Origin of the sequence: Croceivirga lutea (assembly GCF_014235875.1) — a bacterium.
GTDB classification, from domain to species: domain Bacteria; phylum Bacteroidota; class Bacteroidia; order Flavobacteriales; family Flavobacteriaceae; genus Croceivirga; species Croceivirga lutea.
In genome coordinates, this window is the sequence record NZ_JACJUK010000002.1 from 548,718 (window position 1) to 564,511 (window position 15,794).

11 protein-coding genes are annotated in these 15,794 nt (G+C 35.6%); 7 read left to right on the top strand and 4 right to left on the bottom strand.

The features are described 5' to 3' along the window. Nucleotides 1-2: 2 nt before the first annotated feature. Nucleotides 3-1,214 (top strand): FtsX-like permease family protein, encoded by a 1,212-nt coding sequence (locus H5V42_RS06045; RefSeq protein ID WP_185782231.1) that lies wholly within the window; start codon nt 3-5, stop codon nt 1,212-1,214. A gap of 4 nt (nt 1,215-1,218) precedes the next feature. Here the strand turns inward: H5V42_RS06045 and dusB are convergent, their stop codons facing one another. Both dusB and H5V42_RS06055 read right to left on the bottom strand, forming a co-directional pair. Continuing rightward, nucleotides 1,219-2,211: a tRNA dihydrouridine synthase DusB gene (dusB, locus tag H5V42_RS06050; protein WP_185782232.1), complete on the bottom strand. Its 993-nt coding sequence runs from the start codon at nt 2,209-2,211 to the stop codon at nt 1,219-1,221. Nucleotides 2,212-2,256: 45 nt separating this feature from the next. After that, a complete protein-coding gene (locus H5V42_RS06055; protein ID WP_185782233.1) occupies nt 2,257-4,674 on the bottom strand; it encodes an outer membrane beta-barrel protein in 2,418 nt (805 codons plus the stop codon). 122 nt (nt 4,675-4,796) lie between these two features. Here H5V42_RS06055 and lepA point away from each other — a divergent pair, with 122 nt between their 5' ends. After that, nucleotides 4,797-6,593 (top strand): translation elongation factor 4, encoded by a 1,797-nt coding sequence (gene lepA, locus H5V42_RS06060; protein ID WP_185782234.1) that lies wholly within the window; start codon nt 4,797-4,799, stop codon nt 6,591-6,593. Here lepA and H5V42_RS06065 read toward each other — a convergent pair whose 3' ends face one another. Together H5V42_RS06065 and H5V42_RS06070 are read right to left on the bottom strand one after the other, a co-directional pair. Then, the gene (locus tag H5V42_RS06065) at nt 6,594-7,025 is read right to left on the bottom strand and encodes a hypothetical protein (RefSeq protein WP_185782235.1); all 432 of its coding nucleotides are present in this window, start codon (nt 7,023-7,025) and stop codon (nt 6,594-6,596) included. It lies immediately after the preceding gene. 201 nt (nt 7,026-7,226) lie between these two features. Beyond that, nucleotides 7,227-9,077 carry a cation:proton antiporter gene (locus H5V42_RS06070; RefSeq protein WP_185782236.1) on the bottom strand — a complete coding sequence of 617 codons (1,851 nt, stop codon included), beginning with the start codon at nt 9,075-9,077 and terminating at the stop codon, nt 7,227-7,229. Nucleotides 9,078-9,259: 182 nt separating this feature from the next. On the opposite strand from H5V42_RS06070, the gene H5V42_RS06075 reads away from it, so the two are divergent. From H5V42_RS06075 to H5V42_RS06095, 5 genes are all read left to right on the top strand, one after another. Next, a complete protein-coding gene (locus H5V42_RS06075) occupies nt 9,260-10,123 on the top strand; it encodes an MBL fold metallo-hydrolase (RefSeq protein ID WP_185782237.1) in 864 nt (287 codons plus the stop codon). Between the two features lie 26 nt (nt 10,124-10,149). Then, on the top strand, nt 10,150-11,796 hold the full coding sequence (locus tag H5V42_RS06080) for a S8 family peptidase (RefSeq protein ID WP_185782238.1): 1,647 nt from the start codon (nt 10,150-10,152) through the stop codon (nt 11,794-11,796). Nucleotides 11,797-11,799: 3 nt separating this feature from the next. Continuing rightward, the gene (locus tag H5V42_RS06085) at nt 11,800-13,653 is read left to right on the top strand and encodes a M1 family metallopeptidase (protein ID WP_185782239.1); all 1,854 of its coding nucleotides are present in this window, start codon (nt 11,800-11,802) and stop codon (nt 13,651-13,653) included. A 68-nt stretch (nt 13,654-13,721) separates the two neighbouring features. Beyond that, nucleotides 13,722-14,108 (top strand): ribonuclease P protein component, encoded by a 387-nt coding sequence (gene rnpA / locus H5V42_RS06090; RefSeq protein ID WP_185782240.1) that lies wholly within the window; start codon nt 13,722-13,724, stop codon nt 14,106-14,108. Next, entirely contained in the window at nt 14,092-15,714 is a 1,623-nt protein-coding gene (locus tag H5V42_RS06095) for a S41 family peptidase (RefSeq protein WP_185782241.1), read from the top strand. The genes rnpA and H5V42_RS06095 overlap by 17 nt, the downstream gene beginning before the upstream one ends. The last annotated feature ends 80 nt before the right edge of the window (nt 15,715-15,794 follow it).

Here is a 15,794-nt window from a genome sequence, read left to right on the forward strand (position 1 = left end):
TTTTGAATTTTCCACTGTACATAGCTAAGCGTTACCTACGCTCAAAAAGCAGTCAGAATGCAGTGAATATCATCAATTTCATTACTTTCTTTGTTATTGTAGTTGGTTCTGCGGCTTTGTTTATTGTGCTATCTGCATTTTCCGGATTAAAAACATTTAGCCTGCAATTTACCAATGCTTTTGACCCAGATTTAAAAGCAATAACAACAACCGGTAAATTCTTTGAAGTTACACCACAAGAAGAAAAAGAACTTCAAGCATTAGCAACCATTGCCTCATATTCCAAAGAACTAGAAGAACGCGTTTACCTTACGTATAGAGAAAAAAGTCATTTAGCCACTATAAAAGGTGTGGACGCAAATTTTAATTCTGCCACAGGGGTAGATAGTACACTCTATTTTGGAAATTGGGGCGTTACTGAATATAATAGTGTTATCGGAATCGGCATTTTTAACCTTCTTGGTGTTCCCTTGAATAACTATCAGCGACCAATGATTGCTTTAGCTCCAAAACCGGGTAAGGGCTCTATAAATCAGCAAGTTTTAAATTCAAAACCTTATAACGATTTACCCCTTGTTGTTAGTGGTGTGTATGCTGTTGAAGAAGAACTTGATAGAAAATATGTTTTTACTACACTACCACTTGTTCAGCAATTTTTAGAAAAGGATAGCCTTACTGTATCGGCTATAAGTTTTAAGCTTGCTGATGGTAAGAACTTAAAGGAAGCCAAAGCTGAAATAATAGCTGTTTTAGGTAATAAGATTACTATCTTGAGCAGAAAAGAACTAAATGGCAGCTTACATAAAATGCTAAATACTGAAAATTTTGCTACCTATTTAATATTTACTTTGGTGTTAATAATTGCCCTTTTTAATGTCGTTGGAGCTATTATAATGATGATTTTAGATAAACAGCAGAATCTAAGAACGCTATATGCTTTAGGTACTCCACTCAAAAACTTAAGACGAATTTACTTTTTACAAGGCTTGCTTACTACCGCTTTTGGCGGATTAATTGGTGTACTTATTGGTACTATAATTGTATTGCTACAGTTCTATTTTGGCTTGATAAAAATCACGCCAAGTCTAGCCTATCCGGTATCGTTTGATTGGATAAACTTAGGTACCGTTATACTCACCATTCTTATTTTAGGAATTATCTCTGCAAAAATTGCCAGTAGTAGAATTAATCAGAAATTGGTGGCAATAAACTAAAGCTCTACACAAATTGATGGTTACCAAATTTTTCTAAAACCTCATCAAAAGCAGCAAAAACGTCAGAAGCATCATCACTAGTCACCATTTTCATGCGGTACTCTTTAAAATGCGGTATGCCTTTAAAATAGTTGGTGTAGTGTCTACGTGTTTCAAAAACACCGAGTTTTTCACCTTTCCAATCTATAGACATTTGCAAATGTCTTCGTGCAGCTTGCACACGTTGTTCCATTGTAGGAGGGGCTAAATGCTCGCCAGTCTTAAAAAAATGTTTTACTTCATTAAAAAACCAAGGATTACCAATACTAGCGCGCCCAATCATTGCACCGTCTAATCCATACTCATCGCGCATTTTAACAGCAGCTTCCGGCGTAGCTACATCACCATTACCAAACACCGGAATATGCATTCTCGGGTTGTTCTTTACCTCAGCTATTGGTTTCCAGTCTGCCTCACCCTTATACATTTGAACTCGGGTTCTACCGTGTATAGAAATAGCTTTGATACCCACATCTTGTAATCGTTCTGCAACATCTACAATTTGAATAGAATTACTATCCCAGCCTAATCTAGTTTTTACAGTGACCGGCAGTTTGGTGCGTTTAACCATAGCTTCGGTTAGCTTTACCATTAAGGGTATATCTCTTAAAATACCCGCCCCAGCATTTTTACAAACCACTTTTTTTACTGGACACCCAAAATTTATATCGATAATATCAGGATTTGATTTCTCAACAATATCAATGGCTTGTAGCATAGAGTCTAACTCTGAGCCAAATATTTGAATACCTACCGGGCGTTCTTTTTCGTAAATGTCTAGTTTAATTACGCTTTTTGCTGCATCTCTAATCAAACCTTCAGAAGAAATGAACTCCGTATACACAACATCCGCACCATTTTCTTTACATAACGCTCTAAAAGGTGGGTCACTAACATCTTCCATTGGTGCTAACAACAATGGAAAATTGGGTAGTTGTATATTGCCGATTTTGGGCATTTCAATTTTTTTTGGGGTGCGAAATTACAAAAAACTGAAAAACAATCAGTCTTTAGATTCCAATCGCTCACGCTCTTTCTTACTGATTTCGCGTTCGTTATCTTCTAATCTAAAGTTTCCGAAGTTATAGGTAAAGCCTACGCGCACAAATTGTGTTTCTGGTCTTCTACGGTAAAAATTATCCTGATTAAAATATTTAGAAGTATACGTGGGTATGTATTGCTCTAAAATATCTTCAGCAGTAATAGATACAACGGCTCTATTACTCCATAACGATTTTCGAAGCCCTACAGATAAGTTTAACTGTTCATCTTGCAAATAGGTTCCAAAAATAAAATCAGACAAATACGTAAGGGTTACTTCACCAGAAAAAGTACCATCGTTAGATAATGTTAAATAATTAGCCCAATAAGCGTAGACCCCATCTACCTCATTTGTGAATACCTCATTGTTACTTTCTACGGCAGTAATATCTAAATCTTCATGAAAAAGAGAAACATACGCATATACATACCACGGGTCTAAAATGCTTTTGCTTAACGTTATATCTAGACCATAAGAGGTACTGCCTAATACATTTTGCTTGAGTTCTCTCAAGGTTAGATTTTGATTGTCTTGAAAAACCAAATCATCTATAAGACGGCCATTGTCTCTATAATACACATCAAAAAACAGCTCGCTATTAAAAGTGTAATTAAAATTAAAATTGTTAGTAAAACTGGCCTGTAAACCGGCATTACCTTCTTCAAAATCATTTTCATTAAAGAAGTTTCTAAAGGGATTTAAATCGTTATATTTTGGTCTGTCTAAACCCCTGCTATAGTCTATAGCAAAGCTATGCTTGTCTGATGGTGAGTGTAAAATATAAACTGAAGGAAATAGTTCAAAAAACTCTTGGTTATTTACCGCTCCAAGACTTAAAGAGGTTCCTTTAGCATCTGTATACTCTCCTCTAAGCCCCGCTTTAATCGACCATTTATCCCAACTTTGAACCATGGAAACGTAACCTGCATAAACCGTTTCATCATATAAAAAGTTATCAGATAAACCCGCATTCACAGACTCGTCTGAGCCTTGAAAATTTAAGTAATCAATCTGGTTTTGAGAATCTATCACTGAAGCTTTTACCCCAGTATCAAAAGAGCCTTGACCAACTGGAGTGGTAAAATCTATCTGGCCGGTGTAAATATTTATGTCTTGATTAGAATCTGTATCAAAACTAAAATCTCTTAAAAATTGACCTGAATCATCAAAATAATTTGAAGCTATAGTTTGAAAAAACTGTTGATTAAAATCTGTAAAATGGCCATTTACATCCAACTTTGTTCCTGGATTTTTAAAGCGATGCGTATACGTTACATCAGCGGCAAAATTTACATTATCAGCACTAATTGAATTAGCTGTGGTAAATGTTGAATCTAAGGTGTTTTGGTTGTTTAAAATAGTGGTTAATACATCACTACTCCATGTCTGATTTGGATTGTTTAGATAGTTTGCAGTTACATTAATGCTGTTATTATCATCAAAATAATAATCAATAATTGTGGTAGCATTATGTGCTTTAGAACGTTTAATCTCTTCAATATTAGTGTCCCAACTAGAAAAGATTTCATCAGAATCATTAATAAAATTTATACCCTTTGCTGTTTTACGCAATTCCTTTTTTGGATTAAAACTATAATTTGCAAAGAGGTTGAGTTTTTCGGTTTTAAAATAATGACTGGTTCCAAGACTATATTTAGGAAAAACCGCTTGGGTGTAGGTTCCGTTCACATTGCCCTTATAACCCGGTGTTAATCCTTTATTAGTGATTATGTTTAAAACTGGCCCGCCTTCAGCATCAAAATTTGCAGGCGGATTAGGTATTACTTCAATAGATTTTACGTTTTGACCAGAGAACCCTTCCAGTAAATCTTTTACCTCATCACTACTTAATTGTACTTTTCTGCCATTTAAGTACACCGTAGCATCATTACCTCTTATGGTTAAAGCATCTTGGTTTATTATTACCCCAGGCGTATTTCTTAAAATATCCCATGATGTTCCTTGAGAGACAACAGTATTTTCGACCGTAAAAACCAAACGGTCATTTAATCGCTCAACTTTTGGTTTTGTGGCAGTGACCACAACCTCATCTAAGTTTTCTGTAGCATTAGGTATTATTAAAGCACCTAAAGAAATATTGTCTTTTACATCAATAGCCAAGGGCGTAGAGCCTGTACCAACATAACTTGCTTGTAATAAATACAAGTTTGGTGAAATTCCTTCTAAGGTAAATAGCCCTTCATCATCTGCTGATGTGCCGTTTACAAATGTTGAATCTGCGGCGTTTAACAACAAAACGTTTGCAAATGCTACAGGTTGATTGTCTTGGTCAATTACTTTGCCCTTAATGTAAAATTCTTGAGAATTTGCATAAAGAGTGCAGGCAAGCACAGCAATTAAGGTTAGTGCCTGTTTCATATAGTGTTTGGGTTTCCTGTCAAATCTACTAAAATAATTGAATGTGTAATTACAAGAAGCATTAAAGGGCGTTCAAATAAACTATATTTGCACATTGCAAAGAATGCTCTTTAGAAGTTGCTATGAAGAATATCAGAAACTTTTGCATTATTGCTCATATAGACCATGGTAAAAGTACTTTGGCTGACCGCCTTTTAGATTTTACCGGTTCGGTTACTGAGCGAGAAAAGCAAGACCAGTTATTAGACAGTATGGATTTGGAGCGTGAGCGAGGTATTACCATAAAAAGCCACGCCATTCAAATGGAATATATATACGAAGGTGAAACGTATGTGCTTAATCTTATTGACACCCCTGGACATGTAGATTTCTCTTATGAAGTTTCACGATCTATTGCAGCCTGTGAAGGGGCGCTATTGGTTGTAGATGCCGCGCAAAGTATTCAAGCACAGACCATTTCTAACTTATACTTGGCACTAGAAAACGACTTAGAGATTATACCAGTGCTGAATAAGGTTGATTTACCAAGTGCTAACCCTGAAGAAGTAACAGACGATATTGTTGATTTATTGGGCTGTGACCCTGAAGAAGTTATTCCGGCCAGTGCTAAAACAGGTATTGGTATAGAAGAAATTTTAAAAGCAATTATTGAGCGTGTTCCTGCTCCTAAAGGTGACCCAGCTGCACCTTTACAAGCCTTGGTTTTTGACTCTGTTTACAACCCATTTAGGGGGGTAGAAACGTATTTCAGAATTTTAAATGGTGAACTTAAAAAAGGACAAAAAATTAAATTCATGGCAACTGGCAAAAGCTACTTTGCTGATGAAATTGGCACTTTAAAATTAGTGCAACACCCAAAACAAAAAGTTTCTACTGGTGACGTAGGGTATTTAATTACCGGTATTAAAGATGCTCGTGAGGTTAAAGTAGGTGATACCATTACGCTAAATGAGAATCCTTCTCAAAATCCTATAGCTGGTTTTGAAGATGTAAAACCAATGGTTTTTGCGGGTATTTATCCTGTAGATACAGAAGATTTTGAAGAACTGCGTTCTTCAATGGAAAAATTACAGCTTAATGATGCTTCTCTTGTTTTTACTCCTGAAAGTAGTGCTGCATTAGGATTTGGTTTCCGTTGCGGATTCTTAGGAATGCTGCACATGGAGATTATTCAAGAGCGCTTAGAACGTGAGTTTAACATGACAGTTATAACCACGGTACCAAACGTTAGTTATCACGCATTTACTACTAAAAATACAGAAGAAGCTGTTATTGTTAATAATCCTTCTGATTTACCAGACCCCTCAACTTTAGACCGCGTTGAAGAGCCTTATATTAAGGCTACTATAATTACAAAGTCTGACTTTGTGGGCAATGTTATGTCTTTGTGTATTGATAAACGAGGGCAAATTACCAACCAAACATATTTAACCACAGAGCGTGTTGAATTAACTTTTGATATGCCATTGGCAGAAATTGTTTTTGACTTTTATGACCGCCTAAAAACCGTATCAAAAGGCTACGCCTCTTTTGACTATGCGCCTATTGGTATGCGTGTTTCTAAATTAGTTCGTGTAGACATTTTATTAAATGCACAACCTGTTGATGCATTGTCTGCCTTAGTTCATTTTGATAACGCTCACACCATTGGAAAGAAAATGTGTGAAAAGTTAAAAGAATTAATACCAAGACAGCAATTTGATATTCCGATACAGGCCGCAATTGGTTCAAAAATTATTTCTAGAGAGACCATAAAAGCGTTACGAAAAGACGTTACTGCAAAATGTTACGGTGGTGATATTTCACGTAAACGTAAGTTGTTAGAAAAGCAGAAAAAAGGTAAAAAACGTATGAGGCAAGTAGGTAATGTTGAAATACCGCAACAAGCGTTTATGGCCGTTTTAAAACTCAATGATTAATTAATTTCTTTGACAGGAAAGGCCCTCAAACTCAATATCGTTATTTGGGTTTGAAATAAAAACATCGATGGCACTGTCTAACGAAACACCTTGTGTATTAGAAAGTAGTTGCCCGTCTATAGTTACACCTTCATCAGTGCTACAAACCTCAAATTCATTTACATTGGGGCCGTCACAAATGGCGCATGCACTTGAAACCGATATGCTCTCACATACTGTATTTGCGGCCTCCTCAAAAGAAATGTCTTCTACAAGTTCTCCTGTTTCAATAGTTTCTCCTTCAACTACTAAAGATATTTGACCCATACCGTCTGTACAGATTTCAACTCCTTCTACCTCACAGCTAATACATCTGCTACCAGAATCTCCTTTTTCACAAGAGAAAAAAACTATTGAGGCCAGCATTACTATTTTAAAATTTTTTACTTCCATAGTGTTGATAATTAATGGCTTATTACTGGAAATAAAAGTATTGTCTGTATGTAGATTTTGAAATACCTTGTTAGTTGTATTTTTTTCTAATGGTTTTCCTTTAGATTCTAGAAAAATAAATATGCTGGGCAAAAAAGAGGCAATACCCTTTTAATGTTTACTGTAGTAAAACACTTATTTACTTAAAAGAAGTAGCAGGTCTTAAACCGTTTCTACATCTTCATCATTATCAGTGTCTAAAACTTTGCCGAGGTATACCAGTTTGTAACCTTCGGTAATGTCGTTAAATTCTTTGCTGAAAGAGGGTATTATTTTTAAATCGCCTTCTGGGTCTTTTAAAAATATGGGAACGGTATTATTATCTGCCTTAGTAATTTCAATTAAGGCATCATATTCCTCTTTATTTTTTATTTCTATTTCGTTAACTGATGGGTAGCTTCGAACAGCATCTGTAAGCTTTATAAAATCATCTGTATGACTAAACAAACCTATTTCTGGGTTATTGTTTGGGTCATTCATTTCATCAGCATCAATAAGTCTAAACGCTCCATTTTCACCAAAATCTTTAGTGAACTTTTCAATGGCGTATTTATTAATATCTGAGTTGCCGGTCATTGCCATTACATACCCCACATCACTTAATTCCAAAAAATCGGTTAACGAATCTGAATAAATATTTGCATTAATGGCTTCTATGCCTAATTTTTTGGCCTTATCTACGTTGCTTTGATTATTATCAATCAACACCACATGGCGGTTGTTCTTTTTTAAATAATTCGCTATTAATCTAGAAAGTTTTGACGCTCCAATAATTAAAATACCTTCTGATTTACTCAAGAAAACACCAACCAATTTAGCAACCAATCTAGCCGTAGTAGCATTTAATAAAACCGTTCCTAATACTATCATGAATACTAGGGGAACTATGTATTCTGCGCCTTTTACCCCTTGTTGTAATAATTTGGAGCCAAAAAGAGACGCAATACCTGCGGCTACAATACCTCTGGGACCTACCCACCCAATAAAAACTTTTTCATTCCATTTTAAACCAGACCCTTGCGTGCTTAAGAAAACCCCTAGCGGTCTTACCACAAAGACAACAACAACAAACAACAAAATTGTTTTCCAGTCTAATAATAGTTCTAGGTCAGCTGTATCAATATTTGCTGCAAGCAATATAAATAAGATAGATATTAATAGTACACTAAGCGATTCTTTAAAATAGAGTAATTCTTTAAGGTTTGGTAAATTCTTGTTACCCAATACCATACCCATAACCACAACGGCCAATAAACCAGATTCGTGAGCAAACAAATCTGATTCTACAAACACCAATAAAACTGCGGATAAAGACACTACATTTAATAAGTAATGCGGAATAAAATTCTTTTTAATAGCAAAGGCCAGCGCATGTGCAAAAGTGAAACCAAAAGTGGTTCCAAACAATACTATTTTACCAAACTCTATAAGCGCTGTTTGTGTATAACCAGCATCACCACCTACACTTATAAATTCAAATACCAAAACAGCTACTAACGCACCTATAGGATCAATTAAAATACCTTCCCATTTTAATACTGTTGAGACATCTTTTTTTAACGGAATGTTTCTTAAAATTGGGGTAATTACTGTTGGGCCGGTAACTATAATTAAGGCTGCGAACAAAAATGAAATTTGCCAAGACAAGTCAAAGATAAAATGAGCTGCCATACCTGCTCCAAAAAAGGTTATCACAGACCCTAATGTTATCAGTTTTGTTATTACCGGTCCTACATTGGCAATTTCGGCTCTTTTTAGGGTTAAACCACCTTCAAAAAGAATGATACTTATAGCTAAAGAAGTAAAATAATAGAGCGTTTCACCTGGGAACAATCCCTTTTTGCCTGTCCATATTGGCTCTATTAGTTTAGTACCATCTTCTGTATATAAAGTAGAGATAGGGCCGACTAATAATCCTATCAAAATTAAAGGAAGTATAGCAGGTAGTTTTAAACGCCATGCTACCCATTGAGCTATGATACCTAAGATTACAATTCCGGCAAGTTCGAGCATTTCAAAAAATTTGAATCGGTAAAATAATGCTTTTATTTAAAAGATATGTTGAGCGTATTTTAAGTTTACCACCTAAAAAATAACTTAAACCCATTGGATTTTGTTAAAAATCAAATAATAAAACCGTGTTTTTAAGGCAAATACTAAATGCATTCTTATTTTGCATGTCACTTAAAAACTGAATGAAACTATATACTGTAGAAAACGGGAACTTTAAACTCGATGGTGGCGCTATGTTTGGCGTTGTTCCCAAAACCTTATGGTCAAGAACAAACCCTGCAGACCAAAACAATCAAATTGATATTGCTGCGCGAAGTTTACTCATTGAAGATGGTAACCGATTAATTTTAGTCGACACCGGATTAGGCAATAAACAATCTGAAAAGTTTTTTAGTTACTACAACCAATGGGGAGACTACAATCTTGATGATTCTCTTAAAAAGCATGGTTTTCATCGAGATGATATTACTGATATCTTTTTAACCCATTTGCATTTTGACCATTGTGGCGGTTGTATACAATGGAATAAAGACCGAACTGGTTATGAACCCGCGTTTAAAAACGCTCAGTTTTGGACCAATAAAGACCACTGGAAATGGGCAACAGAACCTAACGCTAGAGAAAAGGCCTCTTTTTTAAAAGAAAATTTACTGCCCATGCAAGAAAGTGGTAGACTTAATTTTATTGAAAAAGGGGAGTCTCGTTGGTTAGAAAACTCAGAATTGGGTTTTGATATTTTATTTGTTGACGGTCATACAGACAAACAAATGCTACCTATTCTTAATTACAAGGGGCATAAAGTGGTTTTTATGGCTGATTTAATTGCTACTGCAGGTCATATTCCTTTACCGTATGTAATGGGGTATGATACCAGACCACTATTAACATTAGACGAAAAAAATGACTTTTTAAATAAAGCCGTGTCTGATAATTACATACTCTTATTTGAGCACGATGCTCATAATGAGTGTTGTACACTTAAAAATACCGAAAAAGGAGTGCGATTGAACGAAATCTACTCTTTTGACGAAATATTTAATTCATAATAAAAGTTTTAGTTTAAAATATTAACATGAAAATCATCTCATTTAAAAATGTGTTGCTCGCCGGTTCTTCAGCCATTCTATTTGGTTGCGGCGCTACCAATTTAGTTTCAACCCCTGTTGAAAATATAGATACCGTTCCTTTAAAAGTTGCCGAATTAACTGAATACGAAAAAAAGAACTGGGGGCATTTAGACCTGATAAAAGACACTATTCCAGGTATGAGTGTTGACAAGGCTTACAATGAAATTATCAAAAACAAAAAAGGAAAAACAGTAATAGTAGCGGTACTAGACGCAGGAGTTGACCTTGACCATGAAGATTTAGATGATGTGCTTTGGGTGAATAAAGATGAAATTGCTGGTAACGGAATTGACGATGATAACAACGGCTATGTTGACGATATTCACGGCTACAACTTTTTAGGCGAATCTTACAATGAACAATTAGAGTATGCCCGTATTCTAAGATTACAACTAGGTGATGCTACTATGCAAGCAAATGCTAAAGCTGAACTAGAAAAAGAATACAACGAATCTTTAGCAAACAAACAACAATATGAGCAAATCTACCAAGTGGTTAGTAATGCCCATGAAGCAGTTTCTAAGCATTTGGGTAAAGTAGATTATACCAAAACAGAATTAGCTGCTTTGGAAGCCAAAACAGAAGAAATGCAGCAAAATAAATCTGTATTAACGCAAATGTTTCAATACTCAGATAACATGAATACGTTTGTTGATGAAATTAAAGATGGTGTTGCCTACTTTACAGAAAAATTAAATTACAACTTAAACATTGATTTTAATGGTAGAGAAGTTGTTGGCGATAATCCTTACGATATTAATGACACTCAGTACGGTAACGGAAATCCAGATGCTCGGTTAGAAGATGAAAGTCATGGTACCCACGTTGCTGGCATTATAGCCGCAGAACGCAATAATGGTAAAGGCGTAAATGGCGTTGCCAATAACGTTCAAATTATGTCTATTAGAGCAGTGCCAAATGGTGATGAATACGATAAAGATATTGCACTTGGTATACGTTATGCCGTTGATAATGGCGCAAAAATTATCAATTGTAGTTTTGGAAAATCTTTTTCTCCTTACGCTGAATGGGTTTGGGATGCTATAAAATACGCAGCTTCTAAAGATGTATTAATTGTTCACGCTGCAGGTAACGATGGAAATAACATTGATTTACAAAGCAACCCCAATTACCCTAATGACCATAAAATGGGAGCTACTGAAATTAGTGATAATGTAATTGAGGTTGGTGCACTTGCTCCATCATATGGGTCTAATATGGTGGCTACCTTCTCTAATTATGGCGCTACCAATGTAGATGTTTTTGCACCAGGGGATGATGTGTATAGCACTATGCCAGAAAGCAAGTACGAATATCAAGGTGGTACTTCTATGGCTGCTCCAGCTGTTGCTGGCGTGGCTGCATTAATTTTATCACAGTACCCTAGTTTAAATGCTACTCAAGTAAAACATATACTTATGCAATCTGGCTTAAGTTCAAAGGCTCAAGTGTTACCTGGTGGGGATGCATCAAAAGCAAAACCGTTTACCCAATTATCTAAATCTGGTACAATGGTAAATGCATATAATGCTTTAATTTTGGCTGAACAGCTTGCTAAAGGCAGAACTACCTTAAGTATAAACGCAGAATAACTTATGATTAAAATCGCTAAAAAAATTGTTTTAATCCTTTTCTTGGGATTAAACGCCTTATTGGCTCAAAACAATACCTCTTACTGGCAACAGCACGTAGATTACACCATGGATGTTGCTATGAATGTTGAAAATTATCAATATACCGGAACTCAAAAACTGGTGTACACTAACAATTCGCCAGATGAATTAAACCGGGTATATTACCACTTATATTTTAATGCATTTCAGCCTGGTAGCGAAATGGACGTTCGTTTACAAACCATTCAAGATGGTGATGGAAGAATGTTAGCTGATGGTAAAAGCAGAATTGCCACCTTAACTGAAAGTGAGCAGGGTTATTTACATGTCATTTCACTAAAACAAGATGGTCAAAAAGTTACCTTCAACGAGGAAGAAACAATCTTGGTTGTTGATTTGGCTTCGCCTATTCCTCCAGGAGGCAAGGCTACTTTTGATATGGAGTTCAAAGGGCAAGTACCGCTTCAAATTCGTAGATCCGGTAGAAATAGCGCTGAAGGTGTAGCACTTTCAATGAGTCAATGGTACCCTAAATTGGCAGAATATGATTTTGAAGGTTGGCACCCTAACCCCTATATCGCCAGAGAATTTCACGGTGTTTGGGGAGATTTTGATGTTAAAATAACTATTGATAAAAATTACACTATTGGTGCTTCTGGTTACTTGCAAAATCCTAATGAAATTGGCCACGGCTATGAAGATGAGGGCACAAAGATTAAAGCTAAAGGCAAAACATTAACATGGCATTTTAAAGCACCGCAAGTACACGATTTTATGTGGGCAGCTGACCCTGAATATGTACACAAAAAATTAGTCATGGAAGATGGTCCAACCCTACATTTCTTTTATAAAGACAAAAAAGAACTAGAAGAAAATTGGACTAATCTTATGCCAAAAACAGCACAAGCCATGAACTTCTTTAGCAAGAATGTTGGTAAATATCCTTACGAGCAATATTCCGTAATTCAAGGTGGTGATGGTGGTATGGAATACGCTATGGGCACCTTAATTACCGGAGAACGTTCTTTTGGAAGCTTAGTCGGCGTAATGGTTCATGAGCTAGCGCATTCTTGGTTTCAACATGTATTAGCAACTAATGAGTCTAAACACTCTTGGATGGACGAAGGGTTTACCTCGTTTATAAGTTCACTTTGCATGAACCAAATTATGGAGCAGAATCAGGAAAACCCTTTTACAGGAAGTTATAGAGGGTATTTTAGACTAGTTGAGTCTGGTTTTGAACAACCGCAAACTACCCACGCTGATAGATACCATATGAATTTTGCCTATGGCGTTGCTGCTTATAGTAAGGGCGCTATATTTTTATCACAATTAGGCTATGTTATTGGTCAAGATAAATTAATGCAGACGATTCAAAAATATTTTGAAGATTTTAAGTTTAAGCATCCTACACCTAACGATATTAAAAGAACCGCCGAGAAAGTATCAGGCGTAGAATTAGATTGGTATTTAACAGATTGGACACAAACCACAAATACCATTGATTATGCCATTAAAGAAGTTGTTGCTGAGGGTAATAAAACTAAAGTAGTGTTAGAGCGAAAAGGGTTAATGCCTATGCCGTTAGACATTTTGGTAGTTGGTGCTGACGGTAGTCAATCAACCGTTTATGTGCCTTTACGCATGATGCGTGGAGAAAAAGATAATCCGTATCCTACCTTAGAAAGAACTGTGGCAGAAGATTGGCCATGGGCCTACCCAACTTATGAGTTAGTACTAGATATGCCTATTGGTGATTTAGCAGGTTTAAATATTGACCCATCGCAATTAATGGCAGATATTGATAGAGAAAACAATATTTGGCAAGCTGAATAGTGAAATTCAAAACCTCAAAAAACAATCCGTTCTGGAGTGCTCTTGAACGGATTTTTTATTTTTAATGAATGGACTTTTCTTTTCCTAAAAAAGAACGTATCACAAGCAAAACCTTGCTTGACCAGCTTTTTGCAGAAGGTAAATCTGTGAACAATTTTCCTATTAAACTAATTTACTTACCCACCAAATTTACAGATAATACGCAACTAAAAATATTGGTTGTGGCGCCAAAGCGAAATTTTAAAAGCGCAGTTAAAAGAAATAGAATTAAACGATTAATGCGTGAAGTTTACAGACTACACAAGCATACCATTTTTAACAATAGCAAAACATCTTTTGCGTTGGCCTTTTTATACCTTGGTAAAGAAATGCCAGATTATCAATTGATTGAACGTAAAATGCAGGGGGTAATCGATAAATTTTTAAAAAAGCAGATTGATGAAAAAACACTTTAGATACCTAGTGCCCGTACTTGCGCTTTTTATTTTGGTAAGCACAAGTAGTTTTAAAAATGATTTTTTCGAAATAGCCAAGCAGATTGAAATTTTTACCACACTGTTTAAAGAGCTCAACATGAATTATGTTGATGAAACCAATCCTGCAGAGCTCATGGATTCTGCCATAAAAAATATGCTTAACGAGTTAGACCCCTATACTCGGTTTATGAATGAGCAAGATGTTGAGGAGTTTAAAATTAATAACGCGGGTGAATATTCTGGTATCGGGGCTCGCGTACGTTCTTATCAAGATAAGTTGTTACTTATTGAACCCTACAAAGATATGCCGGCAGACAAAGCTGGTTTAAAAGCTGGTGATGAAATTATACAGATAGGAGACATCAAGGTTTCAGATTTTGAAGATAACGCTGCAGAACTGCTCAAAGGGGCAGATGGCACCTCTGTAAACGTTGTTTTTAAGAGACAAGGTAAAGAAATGACCAAAACCATTTCCAGAGCCTCTGTAGAAATTGATGCTGTTCCATTTTATAAAATGATAGATGATAAAACAGGGTATATAGTACTTACAAAATTTAACAGAAAAGCATCTAGTCAAACAAAAGAAGCTATGCAAGCCCTAAAAGCCCAGGGTGCCGAACAACTTATACTAGATTTAAGAGGAAACCCAGGAGGCTTGCTATCAGAAGCCATTAACGTTACAAATCTATTTGTTGAAAAAGGGGAGCTGATTGTAACTACCAAATCAAAGGTTAAAAAATTTAATAGCGAATATTTTACCAAGAAAAATCCAGAAGATTTAGAAATACCCTTAACGGTTTTAGTAGATGGTAAAAGTGCCTCGGCTAGTGAAATTGTTTCTGGCAGCCTACAAGATTTAGATAGAGCTGTAGTTGTTGGTGCCAGAAGCTTTGGAAAAGGTTTGGTTCAACGCCCATTAAGACTTACTTATGGTACACAACTAAAAGTTACCATTTCTAGGTACTACACCCCATCTGGCAGGTGTATTCAATCTTTAGATTATTGGAATAGAGACGATGAAGGCAACGCCATTAGAAATGCAACATTTAATCAGTTTAAAACCAGAAACGGTAGAACTGTTGAAGACGGCGGAGGGGTACTGCCAGATGTTAAGATTACGGCTGCTAGTACTAATGAACTTATTGATGCTTTGGATGAAAATTTATTGATTTTTGATTTTGCTACTTCATATCATTACAACAATACAATTGCTGATGTTTCGCAGTTTAAGGTAACTGATAAAATCTTTACTGATTTTAAAAATTTTGTTGCACAAAGAGGTTTTGCATTTCAGACCAAAACAGAAAAAGTACTAAAAGATGCTTTAACAGAAGAACAAAGCCTTTTGGGTAAAGAGGTTCAGAACAGTTATAAAGAAATGCTTTCTACAATTGAAAAAGGAAAAATTGAAGCCTTAACCGATTACAAAAAAGAAATAAGCAAAAAGTTAGAAGATGAAATCATAAAAAGATACTTCTACAGAGAGGGTCTTTACGATTATTATCTAAATAATGACGAGGCCATACAAGTTTCTCTTGAATTGTTGAATAACAACAATGAATATTTAAAAATTCTAGGTGAATAGTATTTTCTTGCATTCTCACTCTTTTTAAACCCTATTTTTTGTAGGATTTTTTATAACTTTCATGTTATAAAAATCTGTAT

What these genes read in the sequence shown, in the direction of transcription:
- dusB (WP_185782232.1), bottom strand. Translation starts at nt 2,211, where the DNA reads ATGCCCAAAATCGGCAATATACAACTACCCAATTTTCCATTGTTGTTA.
- H5V42_RS06055 (WP_185782233.1), bottom strand. Translation starts at nt 4,674, where the DNA reads ATGAAACAGGCACTAACCTTAATTGCTGTGCTTGCCTGCACTCTTTAT.
- lepA (WP_185782234.1), top strand. Translation starts at nt 4,797, where the DNA reads ATGAAGAATATCAGAAACTTTTGCATTATTGCTCATATAGACCATGGT.
- H5V42_RS06065 (WP_185782235.1), bottom strand. Translation starts at nt 7,025, where the DNA reads ATGGAAGTAAAAAATTTTAAAATAGTAATGCTGGCCTCAATAGTTTTT.
- H5V42_RS06070 (WP_185782236.1), bottom strand. Translation starts at nt 9,077, where the DNA reads ATGCTCGAACTTGCCGGAATTGTAATCTTAGGTATCATAGCTCAATGG.
- H5V42_RS06075 (WP_185782237.1), top strand. Translation starts at nt 9,260, where the DNA reads ATGAAACTATATACTGTAGAAAACGGGAACTTTAAACTCGATGGTGGC.
- H5V42_RS06080 (WP_185782238.1), top strand. Translation starts at nt 10,150, where the DNA reads ATGAAAATCATCTCATTTAAAAATGTGTTGCTCGCCGGTTCTTCAGCC.
- H5V42_RS06085 (WP_185782239.1), top strand. Translation starts at nt 11,800, where the DNA reads ATGATTAAAATCGCTAAAAAAATTGTTTTAATCCTTTTCTTGGGATTA.
- rnpA (WP_185782240.1), top strand. Translation starts at nt 13,722, where the DNA reads ATGGACTTTTCTTTTCCTAAAAAAGAACGTATCACAAGCAAAACCTTG.
- H5V42_RS06095 (WP_185782241.1), top strand. Translation starts at nt 14,092, where the DNA reads ATGAAAAAACACTTTAGATACCTAGTGCCCGTACTTGCGCTTTTTATT.